Below are 16,164 nucleotides of genomic sequence, written 5' to 3'. Positions count from 1 at the left end.
CCTCCTTTTTTTCCCCCCCCCCCCCCCCCCCCCCCCCCCCCCCCCCCCCCCCCCCCCCCCCCCCCCCCCCCCCCCCCCCCCCCAGCTCCGCAAGATGGACCACCCATCCGCGTGCGGTAGCGTCCGTCCTGGACCTGCGGCACCTGCTTCCCCGTGAACGGATGCGGCAGGGGCCCGGGCATACAACGTCCGGGGCCCCTGCGATGGCGGACTACTTCTTCGGCTGGCTCTGCTTGCGCTGTAGTTCACGGATGCGGTCCTGTTGGGGTGCCGTTAACGGCTGTGTCATGAGCCCCAAACGAGCTCAGGGCCTCTCGGCGGCTGTGATTCGGGTGGCGTAGACCCGGTGCGCTTTGCGTTCGGCCGACCCTGCCGTGTCGGCTGCAAGGGCGGCGCTCTGCTGCAGAGCGGCGCGGTGAAGTTCGAGCGGTGCGGTGATCCGAAGCGAGTGGCCTTGGCCGCGGCGGATGGTCCGGCCGGAGGCGAGTGCCGCGCGGACGGTCTCGTCACCAACGACGGCGAGGTGGTCGGCGAGCAGGCCGGGCAGGTCGAGGGTGATCTCCGGGTCCGACTCCGGCTGCTGCTCGGCGGGCGGGTCCGGGAGAACATCAAGCTGCTCGGGCAGCTGGCGGGCACCGACCGCGTCCAGGACTCGGCGGATGGTCTTCGGGTCTACGCCGTGCAGCCGGGCGAGCGCCTTGACCGCGGCACCCTGCTGGTACGCCTGCACGACGTCGGCGGCCTCGTTCCCGTCCAGTGCGGTCGGGCGGCCCAGTACCTTCCCGGCGGCTTCGGCGGCGGCGACGCCTTCGCGGGTGTTCTCCGAGATCATGTCGCGCTGGAACTCCAGCACGGCGGCGAGGACGGAGACCATCATCTTGGTGCCGGGGTCGTCCGAGGCGAGGTCGATGCCGGACAGCAGGCCGGACTCGACGTGCAGGTGCAGGCCGCGGCGGATCAGCACCGGTCGCAGGGCGAGGATGTCGGCCACGGAGCGGAAGAGCCGGGCGGCGTCGGCGATGCGGATGGTGTCGCCGACGGCGGCTTCGTGCAGCAGCTTGGTGAAGCCGGTGCGGTCGAGGGAGAGCTGCCGGGTGGAGGTGGCGGGGTCGTCGTATACGGGGGCGCCGGCGGCCAGCAGCGGGGCGAGGGCATGGCGCTGGCGGGCGTCGGTCTGCTTGTCGGTGGAATGCCGTAGGTAGATCCGGTCGGCCATCCGGTCTTCGCCTTCCCCAGGTGGGCCGGGCGGACTCCCGACCGTGTCCGCAGCCCAGTCTAGGGGGCGGAATAGGGAGGCGGAATCTCGGACCGGATCTGAATGGATCGGCGGGGCGTTTGCGCTGGTCGGGGTGGCGTGTTGATTGGATCGACCGCCGGGGGCGGAATCGACCGTTTACGCCCCCTTATGGATCTCAGCGTGAGGCGGAGTGGGGGAGTCCCAAGCAGAGCCTCCAGCAGCCGCCTGGCGTGAAGCCTGGCGCCGAAGGGACCGTTTCCGCTTGGGGCCATGAACGCGCCAAAGGGGCGCACTTTTCGTGTCCAAAAGTGCACAAACAGTGAATGATCTGGGTGGTGGCTGATCCGATGCAGATTGTCATAGCTCGGCGACACCGAGAGAGTAGGAGCTGGTATGAAGCGCAAGCTCGGCCTCGCAGTTGCCTCGATCACGCTGGGAGCAGCAACCGCGGTAATAGTCCCGGCGACTGCGCAAGCCGCCCCGTCAGCTACTACCGCGACAGGGCAGATAGCTGACGCCGCCGCAACCTGGCAGCGGACTGGGGAGTACTACCGAACGAAGACGACCTGCATGGCTGACGCGAGCTACTACCTGAGCGCTAGCAACGTGTACGGATACAGGTGCATTCAGATGGACACGAACCTCTGGCGAGGCGAAGTTCTCGCCGACTGACAGCTGCGCTTCGCCGACTGGCGAGGATGGCCCGCCCTGAGGGGCGGGCCATCATGCTGTGAGCACATTGGGACCGTTTCCGCCCCCTTTGTTGATTGGACCTTGGAGAGGTGCTGTGTCCAGCCGGCAGGTGGGGGAACGGCGGTGCGAGGGTTACCACATGGACGACGCGATGCTGCCGCAGTGGCTTTCAGAGATGTGGCTCGACGCCCAGTACGAGATCGACACCGAGCCTGACTACTGGCGTGACGACGATCTCGGGGGAGATGCAGCCCCTGCTGAGTCGTGATGCGGCGGCAGCCGAGGCCGCCGACGACCAATTCCGCCCCCACAAGTCATTCAACCGCGCGCGATGAAATGGTGAGGCCACTCGGCTGACGCTGCTTACGAACGGGGAGGACAAGCTCCTGGTGGTTCAAGATCGCCTGCGAGGGATATCGCTGGCGCCTGCGACCTGTCAGGGCCGGACCCATTCGTCGAAGTGGATGGAGCGGTAGGCGATGTGGAGCGTGTCGCCGCTTCCCCCGGCCAGCGCGGGCCCGGACATCGTGGCCACGTTCGGGACCTGCTGGATCCAGCCGGTCCAGGTGCTGCCGTTGAAGGAGTTGAGCCAGATGCCGTCGTCCAGGCCGCGGACGGCGCAGTACAGCGCCCCGTTGCGGACGGTCAGGGCCGGGGAGCTGTCGGTGGTGCCGCCGAGGTTCACGGTCGCACCCCAGGAGGTTCCGTCGTGGGCACGGACGTAGGTCTTTCCGTCCATGCTGGCCGCGGCGAGGTAGAGCTTGCCCTGGGCCGACGCCAGGGCCGGGGCCCGGGGGGTCTCGAAGCCGGGGACGATCTCGAAGTCACCCTGGAACTCGTTGTTGGTGCCCCGGACGAGGCGGGCCACGTACACCTTGACGTCTTCCTCATGGCCGCGGACGGCGCAGTACAGCACCCCGTCATGGCCGGCCAGGGCCGGTGCGGCCGAGCTCTTCCTGCCGAGGGAGGTGGGGTAGGACCAGCCGCCGTCGGACGTGGATCCGACGATGTGCAGGACGCCTTCCCTGTCGCAGGCGCCCAGGTGCAGGGAGGGCCCGTACTGGGTCAGGGCCGGGGCGGTCCGCGCGGACATCCAGCTGACCTCCCTGTAGCCGCTCCAGGAGGTGCCGTCGAACCGCGCGGTGTAGACGAGGTCGTTCATGCCGCGCACCGCGATGCAGGGCTTCCCGTCGCGGACGGCCAGTGCCGGCTCGCAGTCGGTGGCGCCGGTGAGGCGGGTGGTGGCGCCCCACTGGTTGTTGGCGGGCGAGAGGACCTTGATGTCGCCGGGGGCGTCGGCGGGGGGCGGGTTGCCGATCCACTTGAGTCGCAGGCGGTGGCGTCCCTCGTTGCCGCCGTCGAAGATCCAGTCGGTCTCATCCTGGGCGCCGGCCGCCAGCTGCCGCAGCGCCGGCCGGTCGAAGACCAGTGTGCGCTCCTGGACCAGGTCGTCGGGGTTCTTGAACAGCTCGATGAGCTTGGCGACGAGGTAGGCGAATCCCGCGGCCAGGGTGACGAAGTCCAGGAAGTCGCCGTACCCGGGGACGACGACGCCGGTGATGACGTTCGTCAGGAGATTGGTGAAGGCCATCAGCTCCTGGCCGATGACGACCAGCTTCTGCCGCAGCTGGTTCATCCATTCCGCGCTGCCGTCGTCCTCCTCCCAGCAGGAGATGTTGCACACCAGGCCGGCGTCCACCCGGCCGTTGTACACGGTGGTGTTCGCGGGCAGGTTGTGCCATTCGCCCCTGTCGACGTTCACGATCCGGTAGGTGAGGAGCTGCTGGCGGTTGCCGAAGGCACCGGCGCTGGAAACACCCCAGTAGATCTCGTCGGACTGGCTCCACTCGTCGGACTCGCGCTCGCACAGGAAGGAGTGCAGGTCCACCCGGGCGACGATCGTGGCGAGCGCGCCCGGGTCCTCGGGCGGCGGCGCGGTGGCGGTCACCACCGTCGCGCCGTAGCCGTACGCCGCCTGCCCGGCGTTGAACTCCTCACTGTCGAACGTGCCGTCCACCCCCGCCGGGGCACTGTTCAGGTCGACGACGCTCACGTTCGGCTGCGCCAGGACCTCCTCCCGCACCGCGGCGAGGTCCTTGAGCAGGTCCGCCGCCGCGTAGCCCTGCGCGACGTCCCGTCCCGCGAGGGTGCCGGGCAGGACGGTGGCGGTGGTGCCCGCGGCGTTCTCCTGCTGGTACAGGCGGCCGAATGCGCGGATCTCCTCCTCGTCCAGCAGCAGCCGCAGCGGCCGCACCAGCTGCTCCTCGACCTCCGTCAGCTCCAGGCCGGCCTCCAGGCGCGACGCCGCGTGCAGCATCACCCCGTACATCAGGGTGCTGCCCGGCGACGCCTGCGCGCGCGGTGTGGAGCGCTCGACAGCCGGCCGCCCCTGCAACTGCGCGCGCAGCCGCTCCAGCCGTTCCGCCTGCGAAGTCCCGAACTCGATCGACTGCATGAGCAACACTCCCTTGGGTCTCGACGAGCACGACCTCCGGAACCGGCAAGGCCGCGCACGACGATCATCCTGGGCCGGTCACTCAAGGCGATAGGTCAATTACGGTCAGTTAAAAACGGGGGGAGGGTGTCAACGTGGTGCGCCGGCGCGACACCCGATGCTGACCTCGGCCTCAATGTCCTAGGTCAGGTCCGGGTGAGGTGGTACGCCTGCCCGATGCGGCTCATCGCGCACCAACCTGCTCGCCCAGGCCCACCCACTGAGGACAAACGACCAAAGATCACCCGTATTTGGGGCTCGTGACACGGTCGTTAACGGCACCCCGTGTAGTTGCCGGTGGATCGGGCGAAGGTCTCGCGCAGCTGATCGGCGGCGAGCCGGTACATGTCCCGCAGGACCGGGCGGGAGCCGACCGGTTCGCCGGCGGCCGTGCGTGCTTCGACCTCGGCGTAGTCCTCCCACAGGGCACGGCGGCCCAGTTCGCCCATGCCGCTGGCGGCCGGGTGCATCCAGCGGCCGTCGATGGCGTTGCGGAACCCGTCCTCGGGCTCCACCGACCCGTCGACGACGCGGCCGATCGGACGCCCGGCGTAGTCGACGACGGTGGCCGCCAGTTCCTCAGCGCGCTGCCGGGCGGAGGCCGCGTCGTACCCGGCGAGGAACTCCACCCGGAAGTGGGCCCGCCAGTACGTCAGCTCGACCCCGTCGGGCAGCGGCCCGCGCTCGGCGTCGAGCGCGGCCGCCCACTGCCGCAGGTCGTCCTCGGCCAGCCCGCGCCCCTGCTCGATCATCCGCGCGGCCCGGTCCAGCGTCTGGCAGTAGTCGGCGACGTGCACCTGCTCCCAGGCGCCGTAGTGCACCCCGCGGGTGCCAAGGTGCGGGAAGACCTCGCGCGGGTAGTCCGCCTCCAGGCGCCGGCGCTCGTCCTCGGTCAGCCCGCCCGGGTCGAGCGGGGCGAGCTCACGGCGGTACCCGCGCTCCTCCACCTCCTCCCACGACGCGTCGCCGATCTCCCACGTCTGGTGCAGCAGCGGCTGGTCGCCACGGCGGTGGATGGGGCTGCGCATGTACAGCGACAGCCGGTGCCAGGCGTCGTCGGCGTCCAGGGCGGCGGCCCGGGTCTCGATCACGGCGTTCCAGATGCGCAGCTCACGGCCGGCCCGCACCTGCTCCCACCACTGGACCTCGTGCCAGGCCTGGCGGGCGCGGCGGGTGTCCCAGTCCCAGTCGTCCTTGTCCGCGAAGGACTCGGCGTGCTTCTTCGCGTCGGCGACCCCGAGCGCGTTGATCTCGGCCGGGGAGAGCCCGGCGGTCTCGCGGCGTAGGGGTGCCGTTAACGAGCGGCGAACCAACCGACATGTAGCTAAGCGTGATGTTCAGGCCGTGCCGCCCGCTTCGGCGAGCACGCGGTAGACGGTGGCGACAGAGGGGTGTTCGCCCTTGTTCTTGCCGGACGGGATGACGAGCTTGCGGGCGATCTCGGGGACGGGGACGCCGTTGGCCCGGAGACTTCGGGCGTAGGCGACCATGTCGTCGTCGAATACCTTCGGTCGGCCGCCGTGCCGGCCACGCTCGCGGGCGGATGCCTGCCCTTCGAGGGATTTCTCCCGGATGTACTCGCGTTCCGACTCGGCCATGCCTGCGAAGAACGCGAAGAGGGCGGCGCCGTGCCCGGAGGGGTCGTAGACGCCCTTGAGCGGTCCGGTGAGCAGTTCGAGCTCGATGTCGTGGTCGCGCAGGTCCTCGGCGATGGTGAGGAGTTCGGCGGCGCCGCGGCCGAGCCGCTTCATCTCCGGCCTCGGGGAACAATGGAACAGTCGTTGGCGCTAAGGAACGATCTTGGGGCCTAGCACAGCGATCCACTCTGCTGCTGGGGTTCGGTGAAAGATCGTATGAGCGGTGTGGCGTGGGGCTACCGTCCGCCGCGTGCCGGTGGAATTTCTGACTGATGAGCAGGCCGTTATCTGGACCTTTCAAGGCCAAAGGCTTACTGACCTGGGTGTTTGCTTGGCTTCCATTGTCAGCCAAGGAGGTTGGCAGCGCCGATTGCTGACCGGCAGGCCGACTCTCTCGCCGTCGCGTGGGGTGACCCGAGCCAGCAGGCCCCGCACGGGCAGGTGTGCTTCCGCGAGATGGCGGAGCAATCCGCCTGGGTGGACGGTGCACCGGGTGCGCCGTCCGTGCCGCGAGCCGCTGAGGTAGCTGGCCGGTGCCGGTGGTGCTCTCAACGGTGCGCAGCGCGAAGGATCACGCAACAGGCATTCGTGAACTGCGCCGACGTTCGATAGCGATCATCAAGTCAGCTATACGGCGATATCTGGCCGACCGCACTAAAGGGCCCTTTGTCTTCATTAGCGTGACATCCATGACGACAAGCAGTGGTGCTCCGTCCCAGCTGGGCGGGCAGTTGTGGGCCCAGACCCGTCAGGTCGACTTCCTCCGCACCCTCACTCCGGGCGCCTTCGCCCCCGTTTCCGAGGTCCCGACTCTCACGATCCCCTACCCCGGCTGGTGGGAGGTCTCCTACCACGCCCGCCTCGTGGTTCAGCAGACAGCGACCACCTACTCGGACGGGTGGGTGTCAACAGCGCTGTTCGCGAACAACGCGGTCCTGGACGGCAGCCAGGCGGTTGCCGGGATCGGTGCCGCTACGGGCGTCCGCCTGGAGAACACCATCGGGCAGACGTTCATGCACAAGTTCGACGGCGGCGAGGTCCTGGCGCTCAATGCCCGCGCCATCGGCAACGCGACTGCCTGGACGGTCCAGAGCAACGGTGACGGGCGCACCCAGATCATGGCGCACTACGTGAGTCCCAGGGGCGACCAGTCCCCGTGAAAGCAGGGCTAAGGGGCGCTTTCCGGGCCCGGTGACCTCGTCGCGGCACTCCCGGCCGCCGGTAGTGCCGCGACGAACATTCGCGTGAGGCCGGCTGCCCGCCCCGGGAGAGACCGGTTCGGGCTGATCCGGCCTCCGAAATGACCACCCGGTGTGGTTGCGAGTCAGACGAACCACTACTCGCCGCCCACACCCTGTTGACCTGTTCATAACGGCTGATCGAGGAAAGCCCATGACCGTTTTCACCGCTGCCCTGATGTTCCGTCACAGCGGCAAGTGCGCTTCCGTCGAAGCCGAGAGCACCAAGGACGGTGCTCAGATCGTCCAGTGGGAGTTCTTCGCTTCCAAGGACAACATGAAGTGGAACCTGGAGCACACCTCGGGCGGGTACTACATCGTCCGGGCGGTCAGCAGCGGCAAATGCCTGGCCGTGCTTCAGGAGGCCACCAACGACGGTGCCGACGTGGTCCAGTGGGACTACATCCCGGGCAAGACGAACATGGAGTGGAAGCTCATTCAGAAAGACGACGGGTACTTCGCGCTGGCGGCACGCAGCACCGGCAAGGTCCTGTCCGTGCTTCAGGAGGCCACGAGCGACGGTGCCAAGCTCGTCCAGTGGGCCGATGTGAACCACCCCAATCAGCAGTTCCGCCTCTCCTGACCCACGCTTCCTCGTCAGCCCCGCCGGCTACCTGCCGGCGGGGCTGACGCAGGACCGGCCCCCGACAGCCGCTTTTACCCGCCCTGGTGCCGCGTAAGGGCACGGCGACGCCGTACGGTGCGGCCAGGGCTCGCCCTGCGCAACACCGCCGTCCTCGCCGCGAGTACGAGAACAGCGTCACCGTCCTTACGAGCAACGCTCGTAGCGCACCACCCCTCCAGACTCCAAGATCATCCCGTGGCGGGTTTCCGGTGCCTCGGGGTCATGCCCCTACCAGGACCGTGCCAGCAGACTCACTCGCGCGGCCCTCTTGATCCGATCGCCTCTGCGACGGGCTGTCAGAGGTGAGCGTCCAGGAAGGCGGTCAGCTGCGACTTGGACAGCGTCCCCTCCTTCTTCGCCGCCGCAGCACCGTTCTTGAAGAGGACCACTGTGGGGATGCCTCGGACGCCCGCCCTCGGCGGCGTGGCCTGGTTGTCGTCCGTATTGATCTTGGTAAATTGGAGCTTGTCACCGTAGGTCACGGCGATGTCATCAAGGATCGCGGCGATCATCTTGGCCGGCCCTGACGACTCGGCCCAGAAATGCACCAGCACAGGCCGATCCGACATGAGCACGTCCTGCTCGAACGAAGCATCGCTCGTCGATGTGACTCGGTCAGACATGAAACTCCTTAGATCGCAACGACAGCGACCTCATGCTGCCCTCAGCAACTGCTCTCAACTCCTCCAACCCAGGAAAACCGTCAAAACGCCTCAAAGGTTCCCCTGGGCAACGCGCAGCCGCAGGCCGAGCGGCCGTGAAAGGGCCACTCTCGCGGGCCGGGGGTCAGAGATCGGTCAGTCCTTGCGACAGACCCGCTGCCTCAGCCGCGGGGGCCAGGGGTGCACGCACGGTGATTCTCATAAATGACCATCTGTGAGAGTTCTGCGAGAGCCCCGGAGCGATCACGTTTCCGCAGGTCGCCACTCGCAAAAGTCCTCTCAAAACCGGGGCGTTGTGCGAGACAGTTCTGACAGACTGCCGGGGTGGATCTGACGCCCGATCAAGCCGCAATCGCGGTAGAACGAAACGACTGTCCGAAGTGTGAAGCCCCGGCGGGCAGTACCTGCCGCACCCGCGGCGGGAAGACCGCAACGAAGTACCACACCCCGCGCTTCATCCTCGTGCCCGCGCTCCGCGAGGAGCTGGAGGTCCCGGTGCCCGAGGACCGCGGCCCGGGACGGCCGTGGAAGCCCGGCCCGCCCATCGAGGCTCAGCCGGCCGCCGCGGCGGCCAAGCCGATCCGGATCGGATACGCCCTCTGCTCGACCGCCCAGCAGGAACTCGCCAGCCAGCTCGACGCGCTCGAACCGCTCTGCAAGCGGATCTTCTCCGAGAAGATCTCCACCCGGGTCAAGACCCGGCCCGAACTGGAGAAGGCGCTGAAGCTGGCGTACGACATCAAGGAGGCCGCCCCCGACCAGGAGGTCATCCTCACCGTCCACGAGCTCAAGCGCCTGGCCCGCAACGCCGCCGAGCTGATGACGCTGTCCAACCAGCTCCAGAGGGCCGGTGTCCAGCTGGAACTCCTCACCGGCCCGCTCACCGGCATCTACGACCCCAACGGCATGGGCGCGATGTTCTTCGCCGTCCTCGCCGTCGCCGCCCAGCTCGACCGCAACTACATCCGGGAGAAGACCCTGGAGGGCCAGGTCGCCGCCGCGACCAAGGGCAACCACGGCGGACGGCCGAAGGTCATCGACGACGACATGCTCCTGTTCGCCCGCGCGCTCAAGGACAAAGGCGTCCCCGTCCCCGAGATCGCCAAGAAGCTGACCATCAGGACCGGGAAGAACGCCGGACGGCACCCCTCCGTCGCCTCCGTCTACCGCGCGCTCGCCGACGCCGAGGAGACCGGCGCCCCCGCCGGGCCGGAGATCGTCGCTCCGCGCCGGCCGACACGGGTAGACCTCACCGCCCCCGGCAGCGGCACCGACCCCGAGCTGATGGAACGCCTTCAGCGGCAGGTCCTCCAAGGCGACGGCGTGCTGGACACGCTCGTTGAACAGGCTGAGAGCGACGAAGACGACGTCGTGGCGGCGCTGCTGGCGCAGGCCCGCCACGAAGGGGAGGACGCATGATCCCGATGCCGCCGCATCGCACGAAGGGACCGGGCGTGCTCGGCGCCACTCCTGAGCAGCCAATCGGCCCCTTCGGGCGCTGGCCCGAGTCCGGCGAAGACCCGGAGACGGACACCGACGCCGACCAGGACGGACCCCACCGGCGCGCGTGATGCTGGAAGCGTGGGCCGCATCCGCTTCTGCGCCTCCTGCGGGGCCCGGCTGCCGAGAAAGGCATCGCCGCGGCGCCGGTACTGCGACGACGTATGCCGGGCCCAGGCGTACAGGGACCGGCGGACCAGCGATCGGATCACGGGCCTCGCCCTGATGCTCGCCGAGGCAGAGTGAACCGGCGCCGAGGGCATGAACCGGCTGCTGACCTGCCCGGAGTGCGCACGAATCACCTTCGCCGGCGCCAGCCGCCGCCAGGACACCGTCTACTGCTCAGGACGCTGTCGATCAAGAGCGTGGCGCCGTTGAGAGGCCCGCCGCGCTGCTCGGCTGCGAGCGTGCCGTCCAACCGTCACAAATCGGCGCTCTATCAGCGAGTATGACGCCTCCACGTCACGCTACTGCGGGCCCCAACTCGACAAGATCATTCCTTAGCGCCAACCGCTGTTCCATTGTTCCCCGAGGCCGATCTCATGGACGGTGAAGATGACCCGCTGATGCGGTACGGCCTTCTTGATCGTGCGGGCGAAGTCCATGGCCTTGGCGAACTGCGGGCGGACCTTGATTCGGGTGCTGATCTTCTCCGAGAAGACCGGATCGCATCCCTCCTCGTTCAGCGCGTCGAGCTGACTCTGCAACTCCTGCTGCGCGGTCGAGCACCTCGCGTACCCGACCCGAGTCGGCTTCGTGGCGGCCTCGGGCACCGCGGCTGTCAGGCCGTACAGGTGGTCTATGCGCGCGGCCATGCCATGTCTTGCGGCCGCTCCAGCACAGCGCCGCTGTGCTGGATGCCATGGATACGAAGTGGTGGCGTCGAACGAAGTGGATGTGGGTGTGGAGCTGCCTGGCGGTACTCGTTGGAGTTGCTGCGGTCGGGGCAGCGCTGTGGCGAGTCCCCTGGTGGTTCGATGCGCGATACCTCAACTCTGATCTGACTCAGCCTGTGGCAACCACAGTCACGGGAGTGCGCACCGCCCTACTAGCGCTGGGCGCCGGGGGGCTGGCGGCGGTCGGCATCCTCTACACCCACCGAACTCTGCACCAGGCCCGCGAAGGACAGGTCACTGACCGGTACACCAAGGCCATCAGTCAGATCGCTTCGGAAAAGCCGTTCGAGCAGCTCGGCGGTATTTACGCGCTGGAGCGCATCATGTGGGACTCGCGGAGGGACCACGCCACCATCGTTGAAGTCCTCGCCGCATTCGTTCGCGAGCACGCCCCCTCCACGGCCGAGCCCTCAACACAGGAACGCTTGCGACTTGCCCGCCAGCGCCTGAGTGCCAGGGCACCGCGCGCCAGCGCGCCGGCCAGGCACGCTGAAGCGCAGGCCGCAAACCTCCGGCCGACCGAGCCGGTTCAGGCAGCCCTGACGGTGCTCGGGAGACGGCCACTCGACCGCACAGAGCGCTTCACCATCAATCTGACCCGTACCAACCTGCGAGGTGCGGATCTACGCAAGGCCCATCTCGGAAGGGCCCGTCTGATGGAGGCCCATCTTGAAGGGGCCGATCTGGTGGAAGCCCATCTTGAAGGGGCCCATCTGGAGGGGGCCCATCTTGAAGGGGCACGTCTCGCGGCAGCCCATCTGGAGAACGCCTGGCTGGCCGGGGCCTATCTGGCAGAGGCGCGGCTAGTGGGGGCCTATCTGGCGGGGGCTTATCTGGTGGAGACCCGTCGGGAGGAATCCCTGGACGGGGCCATCGTCAAGGCCTGGCGGGAGGCGACCGCGCTCAAGTGGACGGATCTGAAGGAGGCCCAGGGCCTGACCGTCGAGCAACTGCTGACCGCCCGCCCAACACGGACCACCAAACTGCCAGCACACCTCGCAGAGGACCCCAGGGTCAGGGACTGGATCGCTGTCTTGGAGGACCCGCTCAAGGTGGTGAGACAGTCCCGGGCGAGGTAGAGGTTCCCTCGAACGTCAACGCACCAGTGCATGTACGCCGCCGCGATTATGGCTCTGACCTGGCCGTCTGGGATGGGAAACAGCCGATCATGCTGGGTCCGTCTGGAGCATGGAGATCACCCTGAGTGCCGTCACGCTCAGCTACATGTCGGCTGGTTCGCCATTCGTTAACGGCACCCCGCGTAGCGCGGTGGTGAACTTCTCGCCCTGGCGGGCGGCGGCGCGGGCCTTCTGGGCCGCGGTGCTCTGCTTCTTCGGCGACATGGCGCACTCCAGGCACGGCGATCTCCCACGCTCCCGCCGGCCGTGTACGTCGAGGCCAGTCAAGGACAAAGCAAAGTGGTGCACCCCGCGGGCCTCGAAAGACCTTGGCCGGCTGTGCCCCGGCGGCGTGGGCGCGGGACGGCGGCGAACGGCGGTACGCGTCTGGCCGTGTCAGGGAAACGGTAGCGCCCACCGCTGACAGCGCGCCGGGAAACGCCGAGCGGCCCCGTGGTGACCACGGGGCCGCTCGGGACGGGACGGCTCAGGAGGCCTCGGGCTGCTCCTGGGCGGCCTGCTCGGAGGAGTGACGTCAAAAACCTCGGAAGAGGCGCGGCCGCGTACGGGGCTCCCCGCACGCGGCTGCCGGCCCGCCCGGCGAGCCCGGTGCGGGGTCAGCGGTGACGGCGCTTGACGAGCACCGTGACGCCGAGGCCGATCCCCACGGCGGCGACGGCACCCAGCGCCAGCCACTTCCAGGAGAGGCTTGATGCCGCATCCGCGGACTTCGCCGGTGCCGCAGCTGCCTGGCCGACGCTGGGGGTCGGGGTCGGGGTATTCGCGGAGGCCGGGACCAGCGGGTCGCCGTCAGGCGTCCCCGGGTTCCCTGCCTTCTCCAGCAGTACCATGCGCGGGCGGACCGCCCCGTAGCCGATCCAGTCGTCGCGCTTGCGGCCGTCGACGGGGCCGCCGGCGGTCTCTATGAGGACGCGGGCGACCTGGGTTGCGGTCCAGTCGGGGTGAGCCGACCATACGAGCGCGGCGGAGGCGGAGGCCAGGGCGGTGGCGTACGAGGTGCCTCCGTCCTTCACACACCAGGCGGTGTTGTCCTTGCAGCGGACCGGGGCCTTGCTGCCGTATGCGGACAGGTCCGTGTCTCGCCCGTGGGAGCTGAGCTCCAGCGCCTCGGCCGTCTCGTCGATGGCTCCTACGCCGATGACTCCCGGAACCATGGTGATCAAGTTGGTTGCATTATTGCCTTCCCCCTCATTTCCCATGGCAGCAAAGACGAGCACTCCCTTGCTCTGGGCGTACTGGACAGCCGCCTTGAGCCTTTCGAAGCTGTAGTAGTCGCCCCAGCTCAAGTTGATGATCTTGGCCCCGTTGTCGGCCGCGTATCGGATCCCCTTGGCACCTTCGGCGCCTGTGGCAAAGGCCATGGGCGTGCCGAGGCTGGTGCGGACGGGCATGACCTTGGCGCCGGGAGCCAGGCCCTTCGGGCCGCCTCCTGTGCCGTCGCCGACAATCGCTGCGGTCATGGTGGTCCCATGCCCGCTGACGTCGTCGTGCGGCGAGTATTTCTTGTCTGGCTGCTCGGCCGGCGGCGACATCACCGACACGCCTGGAAGGACGGACTCGCTCCGCACGCCCGGGACTTGCTTGAAGCCGCTGTCGACGACGGCCACGGTGATGCCGGTTCCGTCTGCGACCTTCCACATGTCCGGGGCTTTCATAACCGTGAGGTAGTCCGGCGGGTCGGTATCGGCTGCCGCCGGCATCACCATGCCGGAGCTGACCGCCACCGCAGCGACGATTACCCCCAATGCCCTCAGCCATGTCCCGCGTCGACGTATGGTGCCCTGCATTCTTCTGCCCCTCCGTATGTCCGTGCGCTGCAATCCCGCACGGGACCCACCTCATCACACGGAGGCCGCCGGGCAGCCCGGCGGCACGGCCAGGAACAGGGGGGCGAGGAACATCGGAACGAAAACCGGCGCTAAGCCCGTGCCACCTCGACGAGGGCTTTGACCTGGGCTTCTGTAGGGGCTGAACCTTCGGCAGTCGTATTGATCGACTGTTTGGAGGTCCGGGGTGCCGGTCGAGTTTTTGACGGATGAGCAGGCTGCCGCGTACGCGGCGTATCGCGGAACGCCGTCCCGCACGGAGCTGGAGCGTTTTTTCTTCCTGGACGACGCGGACCGGGCGCTGATCGAGTCCAAGCGTCGGTCCCACAACCGCTTGGGCTATGCCGCCCAGCTCACGACTGCGCGCTACCTCGGGGTGTTCCTGGATGACCCGACGGATGTGCCGGCGGCGGTCGTGGACTACCTCGCCGAGCAGCTCGACATCGGCAACCCGTCGGTGCTGAAGGCGTACGGCGAACGGGAGAACACCCGGCTGGAGCACGTACGCGAGCTGCGCCGCGTCCTGGAGTACCGCGAGTTCGCCGAAGCGGAGGCCGAGCTTCGGGTCTGGGTGGACGCGCGGGCCTGGACGACCGGGGAGGGCCCGAAGGCGTTGTTCGACGCGGCGGCCGGGTGGCTGCGCGAGCGGCGGGTGCTGCTGCCCGGGGTGACGACGCTGACGAGGCTGGTGGCCTCGGTTCGCGAGGCGGCGAACCAACGGCTGTGGGACACGTTGTACGGGCTGCTGAACACCGGACAGCGGGCGGTGCTGGACTCGCTGCTGATGGTGCCGCCTGGCGAGCGGGTCTCGGAGCTGGACCGGCTGCGCCGCGGCCCGGTACGCGTGTCCGGACCGCAGATGAAGTGGGCGCTCCAGCGCGCGGAAGAGGTTGCCGGCCTCGGCATGGGCGAGTTGGACGTGTCGGCGATCCCGCCGCGGCGGCTGGCGGAGCTGTCCCGGTACGGCGTGGACGGAAAGGCGTCGCTCCTGCGTCGGCACGGCGATTCCCGGCGGCTGGCAACGCTGCTGGCCACGACCGTCTACCTGACGACCCGGGCCGTCGACGACGCGCTCGACCTCCTGGAGGTGCTGATCGCGACGAAGCTGCTAGCCAAGGCCGAGCGGGAGACGGTCAAGGAGAAGATGAAGACGCTGCCGCGGGTCGAGCGGGCGTCGGCGAAGCTGGCGACCGCGTTTCAGGTCGTCTTCGACACCACGAGCGAGCTGGTCGACACCGACACCGGGGAGGTAACCGGGCCCCAGGTCGAAAGCTTCGAGGCGATGTGGGAGCAGATCGAGGCGGTCGTGCCGCGGCACGAGCTGGCCGCCGCGATCGCCGCGCTGTTCGAGCTGACGCCGCCGCTGGACTCCGACGCGGACGAGACGTGGCGATCCATGCTCGTGGGCAGGTTCGGCACCGTCCGGCCGTTCCTGAAGCTCTTGGTCCAGGCCGTCGACTTCGGCGCCACTCCCGAGGGTGCGCCGGTCCTGACCGCGCTGAAGTCGCTGCCGGACCTGATGGGCCGCAAGAAGGTCGGCCCGGCCGAGATCGACGCCGGCCTGCTCGTCGCGTCGTGGCGGCGCCTGGTGCTCTCCGCCCCGCACCTGGAGCCGGGAACGGTGGACTGGAAGGCGTACACGTTCTGCGTGCTGGAGCAGCTGCACCGGATGCTGCGAAGCAAGCAGGTCTTCGCGAAGAACTCCTCGAAGTGGGGCGACCCGCGGGCGAAGCTGCTGGACGGCGAGGCGTGGGAGCAGGCCCGGCCGACCGTGCTGGCCTCGCTCGGACTGCCCGGGGAGGCGGGCGAGCACCTGGCGGCGCGGGCCGCGCTGCTGGACGGCACGTACCGCGAGGTCGCCTCCCGGCTGTCGGACAACGCGCAGATCGTCTTCGATGACGAGGGCCGGCTGCACTTCGCCGCACTGGAGCCGGAGCCCGAACCGGCGTCCCTGCTCGATCTGCGGGCGGCGGTGAATGCGATGCTGCCCCGCGTGGACCTGCCCGAGGTGCTGCTGGAGGTGTTCTCCTGGACCGGCGCCGACCAGGCGTTCACCTCGGTCACCGGCGGCGAGGCCCGGCTGAAGGACCTGCACGTCACGATCGCCGCGCTTCTGGTCGCGCACGTTATCTTGAGCCGCCCGAAGGGCGTCCTTGATGTTGAGCAAGCCCAGATGAGGCCCCGGTCTCTGCCTGGTGGATGTGGTTATCTGCCGCC

15 protein-coding genes and 1 pseudogene are annotated in these 16,164 nt (G+C 68.5%); 8 read left to right on the top strand and 8 right to left on the bottom strand.

The window, feature by feature from the left end; genetic code table 11:
• Window positions 1–304 precede the first annotated feature (304 nt).
• A complete protein-coding gene (locus tag AC068A_RS34000; protein WP_478590142.1) occupies window positions 305–1,216 on the bottom strand; it encodes a recombinase family protein in 912 nt (303 codons plus the stop codon).
• A gap of 414 nt (window positions 1,217–1,630) precedes the next feature.
• Here AC068A_RS34000 and AC068A_RS33995 point away from each other — a divergent pair, with 414 nt between their 5' ends.
• Both AC068A_RS33995 and AC068A_RS33990 read left to right on the top strand, forming a co-directional pair.
• The gene (locus AC068A_RS33995) at window positions 1,631–1,909 is read left to right on the top strand and encodes a hypothetical protein (RefSeq protein ID WP_478590141.1); all 279 of its coding nucleotides are present in this window, start codon (window positions 1,631–1,633) and stop codon (window positions 1,907–1,909) included.
• Between the two features lie 160 nt (window positions 1,910–2,069).
• The gene (locus tag AC068A_RS33990; protein WP_478590140.1) at window positions 2,070–2,198 is read left to right on the top strand and encodes a hypothetical protein; all 129 of its coding nucleotides are present in this window, start codon (window positions 2,070–2,072) and stop codon (window positions 2,196–2,198) included.
• A gap of 168 nt (window positions 2,199–2,366) precedes the next feature.
• Here the strand turns inward: AC068A_RS33990 and AC068A_RS33985 are convergent, their stop codons facing one another.
• From AC068A_RS33985 to AC068A_RS33975, 3 genes are all read right to left on the bottom strand, one after another.
• The gene (locus tag AC068A_RS33985) at window positions 2,367–4,385 is read right to left on the bottom strand and encodes a PLL family lectin (protein WP_478590139.1); all 2,019 of its coding nucleotides are present in this window, start codon (window positions 4,383–4,385) and stop codon (window positions 2,367–2,369) included.
• Between the two features lie 311 nt (window positions 4,386–4,696).
• Window positions 4,697–5,737 (bottom strand): hypothetical protein, encoded by a 1,041-nt coding sequence (locus AC068A_RS33980; protein WP_478590138.1) that lies wholly within the window; start codon window positions 5,735–5,737, stop codon window positions 4,697–4,699.
• 24 nt (window positions 5,738–5,761) lie between these two features.
• The gene (locus AC068A_RS33975) at window positions 5,762–6,175 is read right to left on the bottom strand and encodes a recombinase family protein (protein ID WP_478590137.1); all 414 of its coding nucleotides are present in this window, start codon (window positions 6,173–6,175) and stop codon (window positions 5,762–5,764) included.
• A 575-nt stretch (window positions 6,176–6,750) separates the two neighbouring features.
• On the opposite strand from AC068A_RS33975, the gene AC068A_RS33970 reads away from it, so the two are divergent.
• Window positions 6,751–7,221, top strand: a complete 471-nt coding sequence (locus AC068A_RS33970; RefSeq protein ID WP_478590136.1) for a hypothetical protein — start codon at window positions 6,751–6,753, stop codon at window positions 7,219–7,221.
• A 232-nt stretch (window positions 7,222–7,453) separates the two neighbouring features.
• Entirely contained in the window at window positions 7,454–7,882 is a 429-nt protein-coding gene (locus AC068A_RS33965; RefSeq protein WP_478590135.1) for an RICIN domain-containing protein, read from the top strand.
• A gap of 338 nt (window positions 7,883–8,220) precedes the next feature.
• Here the strand turns inward: AC068A_RS33965 and AC068A_RS33960 are convergent, their stop codons facing one another.
• Window positions 8,221–8,547, bottom strand: a complete 327-nt coding sequence (locus tag AC068A_RS33960; RefSeq protein WP_478590134.1) for a thioredoxin family protein — start codon at window positions 8,545–8,547, stop codon at window positions 8,221–8,223.
• A gap of 363 nt (window positions 8,548–8,910) precedes the next feature.
• On the opposite strand from AC068A_RS33960, the gene AC068A_RS33955 reads away from it, so the two are divergent.
• On the top strand, window positions 8,911–10,005 hold the full coding sequence (locus AC068A_RS33955; protein ID WP_478590133.1) for a recombinase family protein: 1,095 nt from the start codon (window positions 8,911–8,913) through the stop codon (window positions 10,003–10,005).
• Window positions 10,002–10,157 (top strand): hypothetical protein, encoded by a 156-nt coding sequence (locus tag AC068A_RS33950; RefSeq protein ID WP_478590132.1) that lies wholly within the window; start codon window positions 10,002–10,004, stop codon window positions 10,155–10,157. Before AC068A_RS33955 ends, AC068A_RS33950 begins: the two co-directional genes overlap by 4 nt.
• A 429-nt stretch (window positions 10,158–10,586) precedes the next feature.
• On the opposite strand, the gene AC068A_RS33945 is transcribed toward AC068A_RS33950, so the two are convergent.
• A complete protein-coding gene (locus AC068A_RS33945) occupies window positions 10,587–10,901 on the bottom strand; it encodes a recombinase family protein (RefSeq protein ID WP_478590131.1) in 315 nt (104 codons plus the stop codon).
• Window positions 10,902–11,119: 218 nt separating this feature from the next.
• Here AC068A_RS33945 and AC068A_RS33940 point away from each other — a divergent pair, with 218 nt between their 5' ends.
• A complete protein-coding gene (locus tag AC068A_RS33940) occupies window positions 11,120–12,061 on the top strand; it encodes a pentapeptide repeat-containing protein (RefSeq protein ID WP_478590130.1) in 942 nt (313 codons plus the stop codon).
• Between the two features lie 141 nt (window positions 12,062–12,202).
• Here AC068A_RS33940 and AC068A_RS33935 read toward each other — a convergent pair whose 3' ends face one another.
• Together AC068A_RS33935 and AC068A_RS33930 are read right to left on the bottom strand one after the other, a co-directional pair.
• Window positions 12,203–12,325 carry a hypothetical protein gene (locus AC068A_RS33935; RefSeq protein WP_478590129.1) on the bottom strand — a complete coding sequence of 41 codons (123 nt, stop codon included), beginning with the start codon at window positions 12,323–12,325 and terminating at the stop codon, window positions 12,203–12,205.
• Window positions 12,326–12,717: 392 nt separating this feature from the next.
• Window positions 12,718–13,845, bottom strand: a complete 1,128-nt coding sequence (locus AC068A_RS33930; protein ID WP_478590128.1) for a S8 family serine peptidase — start codon at window positions 13,843–13,845, stop codon at window positions 12,718–12,720.
• Between the two features lie 289 nt (window positions 13,846–14,134).
• Here AC068A_RS33930 and AC068A_RS33925 point away from each other — a divergent pair.
• Window positions 14,135–16,072 (top strand): annotated as a pseudogene (locus AC068A_RS33925) (DUF4158 domain-containing protein); the annotation flags it as partial.
• Between the last annotated feature and the right edge of the window lie 92 nt (window positions 16,073–16,164).

It is taken from the genome of Streptomyces sp. NPDC043854 (assembly GCF_056436005.1).
The sequence above is the reverse complement of the archived record's forward strand: the minus strand, read 5'-3'. Positions and strand labels throughout refer to the sequence as shown.